Source organism: Acinetobacter guillouiae, assembly GCF_002370525.2.
Lineage (GTDB): Bacteria > Pseudomonadota > Gammaproteobacteria > Pseudomonadales > Moraxellaceae > Acinetobacter > Acinetobacter guillouiae.
This window is the reverse complement of record NZ_AP014630.1, coordinates 4332955-4345566: the sequence shown is the minus strand read 5'-3', so window position 1 is coordinate 4345566 and position 12612 is coordinate 4332955. Positions and strand designations below refer to the sequence as shown.

The window sequence follows — 12612 nt, the reverse complement described above, 5'->3', positions numbered from 1 at the left end:
GCGTGCCAAAATTTGTGTTCTAAAGCTGAAAAATGTATAAAAAACAGCCTTATTTAGAATAAATAGGCGGTTTTTGTTGTAAAAATAAACTATTGAATGATTTTAGTGATTTCAATGCTTGACGACTAAACCATTAAATTGTTTAATACGCCCCATCGGCGTGATAGCTCAGTAGGTAGAGCAACGGATTGAAAATCCGTGTGTCCCCAGTTCGATCCTGGGTCTCGCCACCATATTTAAAATCTTTGAGATTTCAATCCCTGATCCCATCAGGGATTTTTTTTGGGTAAAAAATATTCGGTTGAATAAAAAAGTCATGATTTTTATTGACTATTGAACTGAGATACGGCTTAATACACCGCATCGGCGTGATAGCTCAGTAGGTAGAGCAACGGATTGAAAATCCGTGTGTCCCCAGTTCGATCCTGGGTCTCGCCACCATATTTGAAAAACCTCAAACATTGTTTGGGGTTTTTTATTGCCTGTTTTTTATCTTCAATTCAGAAATTGATGTTCATCATTAAAACAGCATGTCATTTTGAATGCGTAAATTGAACCCATTGTCTTACAAAATATCTTGCCATGGACTATAAATATCGTAAGATAAACCTTTGGTAAGTGAAATAGATTGTTATAAGAACAATGAAAGATTTATTTTCATCAGGCAGCCAGCTTTATCAGCAAGCTCGACCGAGTTATCCGCAAGAAGTGGTTCAGGAAATTTTAAATCATGTTCCAGAGCGCGGTTTTGCTTGGGATTGTGGTGCGGGTTCAGGTCAATTTACTCAATTGCTTAGCCCTTATTTCGATCATGTTGTTGCAACGGATATGAGCGAAAAACAATTAAACCTTGCGCCTTATTTCGACAATGTCAGCTATCAAGTCCAATCTGCTGAACAGACTTCATTTACAGCACAGAGTTTTGATTTGATTTCAGTGGCTCAGGCCATTCATTGGTTTGATTTTGATGGTTTTTATAAAGAAGTTGAACGCACATTAAAACCACAAGGTATTCTTGCTGTGATCGGTTATGGCTTAATTCATGTCGAAAATCCAGCCATCAATACCATGATTCAAAACTTATATGCTGAAAAACTAGATGGTTATTGGGATGCGGAGCGCCGTTATATCGATGAAGAATATAAAACCATTCCCTTTCCTTTTGATGAAATAAACGTTGCTGAGTTTAAGATGCAGTATCAGTGGTCCTCTGCACAACTGTTAAAGTATTTATCTACTTGGTCTGCAATTAAACACTATTGCGAAAGAAATCATGATCATCCATTACTTGATCTAGCTGAAGCATTAACCAGCGAGTTTGCAGATTTAACCATCACATTCCCAGTTTTTTTAAGAGTGGGTAAAATTAAAAAATCAAAGAAAAAATGCTTTATGCACAAATAAAATAAGGATCGCATTTTATCTTTGATTACAACAGATATAGCTAACAATATACTTACTTATATATTATTTAAAAGTAAGATAAATCATGAAAGCTCCAGTTAAAATATTATCCATTGCTGTATGGCTATCGGCATTCAGTTCTACCGCTTTTGCAACGACAGGCTATTTTATGCATGGCTATGGGGTAAAAGCCCAAGGCAATGCAGGGACTTCAATCGCTCAATTTCAAGATGCATTAACGATTGCCAATAACCCAGCAGGCTTAAGCTGGATTGGTGATCGTATTGATGTGGGTGCAACCGTGTTTTCACCTGATCGTTCAGCTGAGATTACTGCGAATCAAATGCCACAAGCTTATCCCAACGCCAATGGTCGATATGATGGCAATGGACGCAAATATTTTGTACTCCCAGAGCTTGCATTCAACCATCAAATCAATGACCAAGTTGCTTTAGGTTTAGCAATATATGGGAATGGTGGAATGAATACGGGGTATAAAAATAATCCATTTGCAGCATTTGGCAACAGTGGAACAGCAGGAGTGGATTTAACCCAGGTTTTCATTACTCCAGCAGTTGCTTGGAAATATGCAGAAAATCAATCTATCGGCATTGCAACCAATATTCTCTACCAACGTTTTGAAGCACGGGGAATTGCTGGGTTTAGCGGATTTTCAGCCGATGCTTCAAATTTAAGTAATCGTGGTAAGGATTCTGCGACTGGCATTGGTGCACGTATTGGTTGGGCTGGAAAATTCTTTGATCAACGCTTAACCTTAGGCGCAAATTATTCTTCAAAAATTAATGCAGATCGCTTTGATCGATATCGTGGATTATTTGCTGAACGAGGTGACTTTGATGTTCCTGAAAGTTATGGTGTGGGTGCAGCTGTCAACATCACACCTCAATTAACAGTGGCTGCGGATATACAACGAATTAACTATTCGGATGTGAAATCGGTAGGAAATCCTTTTGATCTTGCACAATTACAACAAGGTCATGCTTTTGGTACATCACAAGGGCCAGGATTTGGCTGGAATGATATCAATATCTATAAACTGGGTGTGTCTTATCAAGCCCATCCAAAACTCACACTAAGAGCTGGTTATAGTCATAATGATCAACCGATTCCAGACAGTGAAGTGTTTTTAAATATTCTTGCTCCTGGGGTAATTCAAGACCACCTCAGCGTGGGCGCAACTTGGAATCTCGATCAACATCAAGAAATCAGTATTGCCTATACACATGCCTTGGAAGATGAAGTAAAAGGCAAAATTTCCCCTGCGTTTGGTGGGGGTGAAGCGAAACTCAAAATGAGTCAGGATATTTTAGGGCTGTCGTATGGCTATAAATTCTAAGTTTTTCTGTCAATCGCCATGAAAGCAGATGGATTCGACAGATTTTTAATCTGAAATAAGACGTTTACCCAAACACACGACTTCGATTTCTTCATAGCCGAGTTGCTCATAAAAGCTTTGTACATCAATATTATCCTTACGGATTAACAGTTGCAGTTTGGGGCAACCTAATGCAACTAAACGCTTTTCAAGTTGTTGTATCAATGCAGTTGCAACACCATTACGTTGATCATGAGGGTGGACAGCAAGATAATTGACCCAGCCCCGATGCCCATCATAGCCCCCCATAACCGTAGCGATCAATTGTTCATCTTTGACCGCCAATAGAAACAATCCGTCTTTTTGTGCGACTTTACGGAAGATATCAATTTCTGGGTTGTTCCAAGGACGGGTTAAATCGCAGACTTCCCACAGTGCGATGACTTCGTCTAAATCGGTTTCCTGAAACTGTCTGATAATAAACATAGAATTTTTATCTCTTGTTTTTTAAAACAATCTTTACAGCAGATTAATATAAAAAACCGCAGTTGATAAGTTTATTTTTTAGACAATGCGTAAATACTTTTTGCTGAGTTTGTTAACTTATAAAAACGCTATAGGCTGAGAATAGTGATTTTTTATTGATTGAAAGTGTGCATAATAATGGAGGCATAATTTAAAACAAAAAAGGAACTTCACGTGAATAAACAGGAATTTGATTATATTATTATCGGTGGTGGAAGCTCAGGCTGTGTGTTGGCTGGGCGTTTATCAGAAAACCCGCAAGTTTCTGTTTGTCTGCTTGAAGCTGGGGGCTCAGGAGAGGGTTGGAAAGTAGAAGTTCCTTGTGCAGCAGTGATTAGCATTCCAACCAAGATCAATAACTGGGCCTTTGAAACTGTACCGCAAAAGGGCTTAAATGGTCGTAAAGGTTATCAGCCTCGTGGAAAATGCTTAGGTGGTTCGTCGGCAATTAATGCCATGGTGTATATCCGTGGACATCGACAAGATTATGATGATTGGGCAGCCTTAGGCAATACCGGTTGGTCATATGATGAGGTCTTGCCTTATTTTATTAAGTCTGAAAATAACCAAAGAATTAAAAATCAATATCATGGTAATGCTGGCCCACTTTCAGTTATTGATTTACGTAGTGATAATCCCTTACAGCAAAAATATATCGCAGCTGCCAAAGAGCAGGGTTATCGAATTCTGGATGACTTCAATGGAGAAGAGCAGGAAGGTCTAGGCGTTTATCAAGTGACCCATATCAATGGGGAGCGTTGTAGTTCTGCGCGGGCTTATTTATTTCCACATCGAGATCGTAAAAACTTAACGGTGGAAACCCATGCACAGACTCAGCGAATCTTGATTGAAAATGGCGTGGCTGTTGGGGTGGAATACAAGCAAGGCGGTCAGCTGAAACAAATCTTTGCACGTCGAGAAGTGTTATTGAGTGCGGGAGCGATGCAGTCGCCACAGATTCTGATGCTGTCAGGTGTTGGCGACCAACAAGAACTTGCGCAACATGGCATTGAGGTAAAACAACACTTGCCTGGTGTGGGTAAAAATTTTCACGATCATCCTGATTTTATTTTTGGTTATAAAGTCAGTGAAATTCAAGGCACCTTTGGCTTATCTATTCCAGGTTCAATTGATTTATTTAAACAAATTGGACGTTATCGTAAAGAACGCCGTGGTTTGTTGACTACGAATTTTGCTGAATGTGGCGGCTTTATTAAAAGTTCAAATGAGCAAAGTCTACCGAATTTACAATTACATTTTGTGATTGCACTGGTGGATAACCATGCGCGAACCATGCACACAGGGCATGGTATTTCTTGTCATGTCTGCCTTTTAAATCCAGTCAGTCGTGGTTCGATTAAGATAAGTGGGCCAAGTATCGATGATCCTTTATTGATTGATCCGAATTTTTATGGTGAAGAATCTGATTTAGAAGAAATGGTAAAAGGCTTTAAACTCACCCAGAAATTAATGCAATCTGATGCTTTTAAAAGCATGATTAAAGAAGATTTATTTACAGCCACAGTAAAAACAGATGAGGACATTCGCCAAGTTTTAAGAGATCGCTCAGATACCGTTTATCACCCTGTAGGAAGTTGTAAAATGGGGGTAGACGATATGGCTGTGGTTGATCCACGGTTACGCGTTTATGGTATTCAAAACCTGCGTGTGGTCGATGCGTCAATCATGCCAAAAGTGGTGAATGGCAATACCAATGCCCCAGCAATTATGATTGCAGAGAAAGCGGTTGAGATGATTAATCAGGACCAAGCTGGTGTGGCGTTTATTGAAAAGAAAGATAAAGTGCGTGTTGCAATCTGAGTCTTTAGATATTTAAAAGATGATTGGGTGGGCATTCAAACCCAAATAAGCCCATAAAAAAAAACGCCCTGAAGGGCGTTTTTACTTTTTACATCAGATTTAAAATCTTATGCAGATTTTTTAGCTTGATCTTCTAAAGACGCAAGCATATGGCCTGTTTCTTCAAAGTTATAGTGCCAAGAAAGAGCTTCGCGAAGAATATGCGGCGTTTGACCACCTTTTTCACATGCACGATCAAAGTAATCATTCAATGCATCACGATACATTGGGTGAGCACAGTTGTTGATGACTGCACGAGCACGTTCACGAGGCGCTAAACCACGTAAGTCAGCAAGACCTTGTTCAGTCACAAGAATATCAACATCATGCTCAGCATGGTCGATATGTGAAGCAAATGGAACAACAGAAGAGATGTCGCCACCTTTTGCAATCGATTTGGTCACGAAGATTGCTAAATGTGCATTACGTGCGAAATCACCTGAACCACCGATACCATTCATCATCTTGGTACCGCAGACATGGGTCGAGTTGACGTTGCCGTAAATATCGAACTCAAGTGCAGTATTGATCCCGATGATGCCTAAGCGGCGAACCAATTCAGGATGGTTTGAAATCTCTTGTGGACGTAGAACCAGTTTGTCTTTGTATTGTTCTAGGTTGTTAAATACTTTTTCGCCATATTTAGCAGAAAGGGTAATTGATGAACCTGAAGCAAACTTCATTTTACCCGCATCAATCAATTCGAAAGTACAGTCTTGCAGTACTTCTGAATACATCACCAAATCTTCAAAGTTAGAATCTTTAAGACCGGTTAATACCGCATTGGCAATCGAACCGATGCCTGCTTGTAAAGGACCAAGATTCGAAGGTAAACGACCTTCTTCAACTTCTTTTTCAAAGAATGCGATTAAGTGGTTGGCAATACCTTGAGTTTCATCATCTGGTAGTGTCACTGTTGATGGAGAATCATGATATTCGTTGTTAATTACGATACCCACGATTTTTGCAGGATCAATATTGATTGCAGGTGTACCAATACGTTGATCAACATGCGTCAAAGGAATTGCTTGACGTGTTGGACGGTAAGTTGGGATATAAATGTCGTGTAAGCCTTCAAAAGCAGGGCTTAAGTTGGTGTTGATTTCAACAATCACTTTTTCAGCAAAAATTGCAAAGCTTGCAGAGTTACCCACAGATGTTGTTGGAATGATGCCACCATCTTCAGTAATCGCAATCGCTTCAATCACCGCAACATCAGGTTTTTTCAATTGAAGGTTACGCATTTGCTCAACAGTTTCAGACAAATGCTGATCGATGAACATTACTTCACCGTTGTTGATAGCTTTACGTAAAGTGTTATCGACTTGGAATGGTAAACGACGCGCAAGTACACCAGCTTCAGTTAATTGTTTGTCTAGGTCATTACCTAAACTTGCACCTGTGATTAAAGTAATCTTCAACGGATTCACTTTGGCTTGTTTTACCAGCGCTAAAGGTACAGCTTTTGCTTCACCTGCACGAGTAAATCCACTCATCCCCACAGTCATCCCATCTTGGATAAAAGTTGCAGCTTGTTCTGCGCTCATGACTTTGTCATGGAGAGATGCTAAACGAATACGATCTAAAGACATGGTTTACGCTCAATTCTTGTTCAAAACTAGACGGATTGTACCGCCCTCAAACTGAATTGTGCATGCCTCTAATGCTAAGGTCTAATTTTTTCAATAAATGCAGGTATAAATTCTGATGATGGTTTTTAAGTTATTATTTATTAATAAAATAATGATGGCTGTTTGTTAAATAAACAAAGTTAAGTGTTGGTTTATTGAGCAATCACTAAAAGTGATCACTCAAGCTTTGTTTGATTTTTTGAATTGGATTTGTAGGTATCGGTTCTTCCTCAACTTTTATTGAAGTTGGTAGTGAAATGATGGCTTGTAGCCCGCCTTCAGGGCGGTTGGAAATCAACAGTTCACCTTGATGAATATCAACAATTCGTTTGACAATGGCCAAACCTAAACCACTCCCTTGCACCGTACGTGCAGCATCACCACGCACAAAAGGTTGCATAAGTCCTTCAATTTGGTCTTCGGGAATTCCTTCACCATTGTCTGCTACACAGATTTTAATATGCTCATCTTCAACAAAAGCACTGAGTTCAATGGGTTCTGCGCCATAGCGTTTTGAGTTGTTGATGAGATTACCAATCAAACGTTTTAACGACAGTGAGCGCGCGGTAATGACGGGTAATTCTTGCGGCGTGAACTGAATATCTAAGGGTTTAAACTGAATGATCAGTTCTTGTAGCAAAGCATTGATATTGGTGTCTTGAAGCTCTTCATCTGAGCCATCACGCATATAGGAAATAAACTGGCTTAAAATGGCATCCATATCATCGACATCATAAATCAAACCTTCTTTTAAGAAGTCATCATCAGACATCATCTCAGCGCTTAAACGGATCCGTGTTAGCGGTGTTCTTAAATCATGCGAGATACCTGCCAACATGATTTGGCGATCACGTTCAGTTTGTTCAAGTGTATAGATCATCTGGTTAAAAGCTTGGTTTACCTCACGGATTTCTTGTGGTCCATGATTGGTTTCCAAGTAGGGTGCTTTCCCTGTTTTACTGTAGCTATTCGCAGCATGTTGTAAGCGACGTAACGGGCGATTAAGCTGTCTGACCAGTGTCAGGATGATCGCCGCAGCAATCAGTGGAATACCCAATAACCAAGCTAAAATGAGTTCAGGACTATAGTTGGCATAGGTATTCAGAGGTTCACGGACCCAATTGCCATTCATTTCAGGAGTTTGGACCCAAATGCGTGGACTGGGTTTAAACTGGAAATAAACTGTCACATCTTTAATTTTTAATTCTTCTGCAAGCTGATTCTCAATACGATTGGTAAAGAAATCTGCAATAATTTTATCTTTTACATTTGGGTATTCTTTGGGATCTGTAACATATTCGACCCCAACCCGTTGCTTTAACCATTCGTCAATATCGAGTTGGATTTCGTCATGGTAAATCTGCAAGCGCGGATTATTAACCATTTCCAGCTCAACCGCCAAAAAACGTGCATGCTGTTGAATTTCAGGTAAATAAAGTGTTTTCCAGAAAAACCACAATGACATAAACAGGCTAAAGAACACCACGAATACCACCAATACCGTAGTACGCATTGCTGCCGAGCGCGGTTTAACTTTATCGAGGAAGCGTTCCCAAGGTGTACGTTTGCGTTCTTTGTAGCTGACAAAGTCGGTAAATTCTTGTGGGTCTATGGGTTCTAATTTCACAGGAGCATTCCAATCTGTGCGATATTGTTAATCTATGGATTTTAGTTTAAAGGATGGCAGATTTATCGCAATATTAAAAATGTTAGGTTACTCGGCTTTAACTTATTTATGGTCATAAATACTTAGATTTAAAATATTTTAAACTCAACAAAATAAGAGATGCATGGCATTGAGATCACACCTTTTTTGTAGAATCGCCAAATATGCTTATATTTAAAATACCAGTGAAATCATCAGTAAAGCATCGCTCTAGGGCAAAGCCATCAAGACTATTGTTTTGGATGAATAAATATGGATAAAAAAATACTGGTCACATGCAAAACCAAGTATGTGACCAGTACTTTTGAAACTGATTCATGCTATCGAATCAAGATCTATTTATTCCGCACCATCTGGAACGAACACATAACCTACGCCCCAAACTGTTTGAATATAACGTGCACGTGCAGGGTTTTCTTCAATCAGACGACGTAAGCGAGAAACTTGAACATCGATTGAACGTTCCATAGCACCCCATTCACGACCACGTGCAAGATTCATCAGCTTGTCACGTGTTAATGGTTCACGTGGATGCTGAACTAATGCCTTCAAGACCGCAAACTCACCTGTGGTTAATGTGACCACTTGCCCTTCACGCGTCAGGGTACGTGTTGATAAATCTAAAGACCAAGGGCCGAAAGACACAACTTCTACGTTTTGACTTGGTGCACCTGGAACTTCACGAACCTGACGACGCAGTACGGCACGGATACGTGCTAATAACTCATTTGGATTAAATGGTTTTGGCAAATAATCATCCGCACCAGCTTCTAAGCCAGCAATACGGTCAGAGTCACTGCCTCGTGCGGTCAGCATAATGACAGGTGTATCTATATTTGATGAGCGTAAACGTCTACAAATACTTAAACCATCTTCTACAGGAAGCATAAAGTCTAAAACGATGAGTGAAAATAACTCACGTTGTAATAGGCGATCCATCTGCGTTGCGTCGTGGGCTGTTTTTACCACAAAGCCTTTATCTTCAAGGAAACGCTGTAAAAGGGTACGTAAACGCACATCATCATCGACCACTAAAATGCGTTCGACGCGGTCAGTTTCGTTATGTACGATATCTGTATTTTCAGCAGGTACAACCAAACTCATGATGTACTCCCTTAATGTTGTAAATTATAAATATTCGTCAATCTCAGTATACTGCCTAAGCTCTTGTTAAGACTATGTATCAAATTGCTCAAAAATACAATTTTCAGGCTGTTTTGAAACCAAAAAACAACATCTATAACGATTTAAGATGATTCTATGTTTATAAATAAAAAGATATACCATATGCAAATGAAAGTTTTATGTATTTTGGCAATAAGTTTTGCTTTAAGTGCATGTATTAGCCGACTTTCCAGACCTGAAATCTCAGGACAAGTGATTGACCAATTTGACCAACCGATTGGTCAGGTCCGAGTTGGTGAAACGCAAACAGATGTGCAGGGTAACTTTCGACTCAAGGAGCGACGCTATGCTGCATTTTTGCTGAAAGAAATCATGTATATGGAAGCGCCACCAATATTTGTACAAGAACGCCTCAGTAAACAGGGGTATCAGCCGTGTGATTTGCAATATTTCAATTCTCATGGCGGTGGGCAGCGCAAAGGTGCGCAGTGGAAAGTTGGAAAAATTATTTTACAAAGCAATTTAAATACAGCAAAGCAGGATGAAATACACGATTGCACTGTAAAAACTCAAGAAAAATGATCTTTTATCACTTTTTTCACTGCTAATTTGCAAAACAATTGTGGATTTTATGGTCTTGGTCTTTATAATCACTAACTTTTAGTCCTTATCCTTGTGGAATTAAACACGATGACTGACTTAGTTCAGCAGTTGGCAAGTGAACTTGCCGTACGTCCAAACCAAGTAGAAGCTGCCATTAAACTGATAGATGAAGGCTCTAGTGTTCCATTTATTGCACGTTACCGTAAAGAAGTAACGCAAGGCTTAGACGACATCCAATTACGCCAACTTGATACACGCCTTGTTTATCTACGTGATTTATTTGAACGCCGTGAAAAAGTAATCGAATCATTAAAAGAACAAAATAAGCTCTCTGATGACTTACTTGCTCGGGTAAATGGCGCTGAAACAAAAAATGCATTAGAAGAACTTTACGCACCGTACCGTCCAAAACGTACCAGTAAATCATTCAAAGCGAGAGAAGCAGGTTTAGGGGAATTTGCTGAGAAAATTATCGCAGAGCAAATTGATCCGACTGAAGCTTTGGCTGGTTTTAGCCACGAAGAATACCCAGATGTTGAAAGCCAATTAGACGCGATTCAACACATCATCATTGATGACTGGGCACAAAATATTTCATTAACCACGGAACTTAAATCAACATTTGCCAAAACAGCGGTGTTAAAAAGTTTAGTGGCGTCTGATGAGAAAAAAGAAGTCGGTAAGAAATTCCGTGATTACTTTGATTTCTCTGAAAATTTAAATAAAGTGCCTTCGCATCGTTTATTGGCAATGCTACGCGGCCGCCAAGAAAATGTATTGGGTCTTAAAGTTGATGGTGATGATCATGCACCACTTGCACGTATTGAAACTGAATACGCGCTTGAAAGTGTGCAACCACAAGCACGTCAAGATTTCTTAAAGCAAATCGCAAAGCTGTTTTGGTTAGGTAAAATTCGCCCAACGATTGAGCATTCTTTGTTGACTGAAAAACGCCTTGCAGCTGAATCAGAAGCAATGGATGTGTTTGCAGAAAACTTACGTCATTTGTTGCTTTCTGCACCTGCAGGTTCGCGTACAACTTTAGGTGTTGACCCTGGTATTCGTACAGGGGTAAAACTGGCGGTTGTTTCAAATTCAGGTGATGTGCTTGCACATAGCACGATTTATCCATTTGCACCAAAAGAAGATAAAGCCGGCTCGATTGCTGAACTTGCACGTCTTTGCCGTGAATTTAATGTGGATTTAATCGCGATTGGCAATGGTACTGCGAGTCGTGAAACTGAAGCTGTTGTTGCAGAAATGATGGCTGAAAATGCGGATCTTACATTAACGCGTGTTTCAGTAAGTGAAGCGGGTGCATCTGTTTACTCCGCATCAGAATTGGCTTCTGCTGAACTGCCTGAGCTTGATGTTGCGATTCGTGGCGCTGTTTCAATTGCCCGCCGTTTACAAGATCCATTGGCTGAACTGGTAAAAATTGACCCTAAATCTATTGGTGTAGGTCAATATCAGCATGATGTGAATCAAACCAATTTGGCAAAAACATTAGATGCTGTGGTTGAAGACTGTGTGAATGCGGTAGGTGTAGATGTAAATACAGCCTCTCCAGCAATCTTGGGCTATATCGCAGGTTTAAATAAAGCCATTGCGCAGCAAATTGTAGATTATCGTAAAGAAAATGGTCGTTTTGACAATCGTCAAGCATTGAAAAATGTACCACGTTTAGGCGAGCGTACCTTTGAGCAAGCTGCGGGTTTCTTACGTATTCAAGATGGTTCAGAACCTTTAGATGCATCATCTGTTCACCCTGAATCGTATGGTTTGGTCAACAAAATTGTTGAAGCAAAAGCGACCACAGTGAAAGATATCATTGGTAATACTGAAATTATTCGTCAAGTGAAAGCAGAAGATTTTGCTGACGACAAATTTGGTCTACCCACAATTCAAGACGTGTTAAGCGAGTTGGAAAAACCAGGTCGTGACCCTCGTCCAGAATTCCGTACAGCAAAATTCCGTGAAGATATCACTGAAGTCAGTCAATTGACTGAAGGAATGCAGCTTGAGGGTGTGATTACCAATGTGACTAACTTCGGTGCATTCGTCGATGTTGGTGTACATCAAGATGGTCTAATACATATTTCAGAACTTGCCAATGAATTTGTTTCTGATCCACATAAAGTGGTGAAACCAGGGCAAATCGTACAAGTACGTGTATTGACTGTAGATGCTGAGCGAAATCGTGTGAATTTATCGATGCGCCCAGAAGGTTCGGAAGCACCAGCTAAAGCACCACGTCAAAAGCGTGAGTTCAATAACAATGATCAACGTGGTGAGCGTAAGCCTCAGGGTAAACGTCCACAGCAAGGTCGTCCAAACCATGATAATAAAGACAAAGCACCACGTCATGACAAGAAACCACAAGCAGCTAAACCTCAAGAAAACAAAATTGGTGGTTTAGGTGCGTTGTTATTACAAGCAGGGATTAAAGGGTCTAAATAAGC

The 12612-nt window shown here is 40.0% G+C and carries 9 protein-coding genes and 2 tRNA genes; 7 read left to right on the top strand and 4 right to left on the bottom strand.

The window, feature by feature from the left end; genetic code table 11:
• Positions 1–157: 157 nt before the first annotated feature.
• The 4 genes from AS4_RS20230 to AS4_RS20215 all read left to right on the top strand — a co-directional run bounded on the left by AS4_RS20230 (position 158) and on the right by AS4_RS20215 (position 2761).
• Positions 158–233: transfer RNA gene (locus AS4_RS20230), tRNA-Phe, on the top strand.
• 132 nt (positions 234–365) lie between these two features.
• Positions 366–441, top strand: a tRNA-Phe gene (locus AS4_RS20225).
• A 201-nt stretch (positions 442–642) separates the two neighbouring features.
• Positions 643–1404, top strand: coding sequence for a class I SAM-dependent methyltransferase (locus tag AS4_RS20220; RefSeq protein WP_096735306.1), 762 nt, complete (start codon positions 643–645; stop codon positions 1402–1404).
• 85 nt (positions 1405–1489) lie between these two features.
• Positions 1490–2761: an OmpP1/FadL family transporter gene (locus AS4_RS20215; RefSeq protein WP_096735305.1), complete on the top strand. Its 1272-nt coding sequence runs from the start codon at positions 1490–1492 to the stop codon at positions 2759–2761.
• Between the two features lie 45 nt (positions 2762–2806).
• On the opposite strand, the gene AS4_RS20210 is transcribed toward AS4_RS20215, so the two are convergent.
• Positions 2807–3226, bottom strand: coding sequence for a GNAT family acetyltransferase (locus AS4_RS20210; RefSeq protein ID WP_004725355.1), 420 nt, complete (start codon positions 3224–3226; stop codon positions 2807–2809).
• Positions 3227–3439: 213 nt separating this feature from the next.
• On the opposite strand from AS4_RS20210, the gene AS4_RS20205 reads away from it, so the two are divergent.
• On the top strand, positions 3440–5086 hold the full coding sequence (locus tag AS4_RS20205; RefSeq protein ID WP_034616844.1) for a GMC family oxidoreductase: 1647 nt from the start codon (positions 3440–3442) through the stop codon (positions 5084–5086).
• 107 nt (positions 5087–5193) lie between these two features.
• Here AS4_RS20205 and AS4_RS20200 read toward each other — a convergent pair whose 3' ends face one another.
• From AS4_RS20200 to ompR, 3 genes are all read right to left on the bottom strand, one after another.
• Positions 5194–6717, bottom strand: coding sequence for an acetyl-CoA hydrolase/transferase family protein (locus AS4_RS20200; protein WP_004816606.1), 1524 nt, complete (start codon positions 6715–6717; stop codon positions 5194–5196).
• A gap of 205 nt (positions 6718–6922) precedes the next feature.
• On the bottom strand, positions 6923–8383 hold the full coding sequence (locus tag AS4_RS20195) for an ATP-binding protein (RefSeq protein WP_004816608.1): 1461 nt from the start codon (positions 8381–8383) through the stop codon (positions 6923–6925).
• A gap of 378 nt (positions 8384–8761) precedes the next feature.
• On the bottom strand, positions 8762–9526 hold the full coding sequence (gene ompR, locus AS4_RS20190) for an osmolarity response regulator transcription factor OmpR (RefSeq protein ID WP_004725363.1): 765 nt from the start codon (positions 9524–9526) through the stop codon (positions 8762–8764).
• Between the two features lie 183 nt (positions 9527–9709).
• Between ompR and AS4_RS20185 the strand changes: the two genes are divergently transcribed.
• Both AS4_RS20185 and AS4_RS20180 read left to right on the top strand, forming a co-directional pair.
• Positions 9710–10129, top strand: a complete 420-nt coding sequence (locus tag AS4_RS20185) for a hypothetical protein (protein WP_096735304.1) — start codon at positions 9710–9712, stop codon at positions 10127–10129.
• Between the two features lie 108 nt (positions 10130–10237).
• Complete coding sequence (locus AS4_RS20180; protein WP_096735303.1) at positions 10238–12610, top strand: Tex family protein; 2373 nt, start codon at positions 10238–10240, stop codon at positions 12608–12610.
• The last annotated feature ends 2 nt before the right edge of the window (positions 12611–12612 follow it).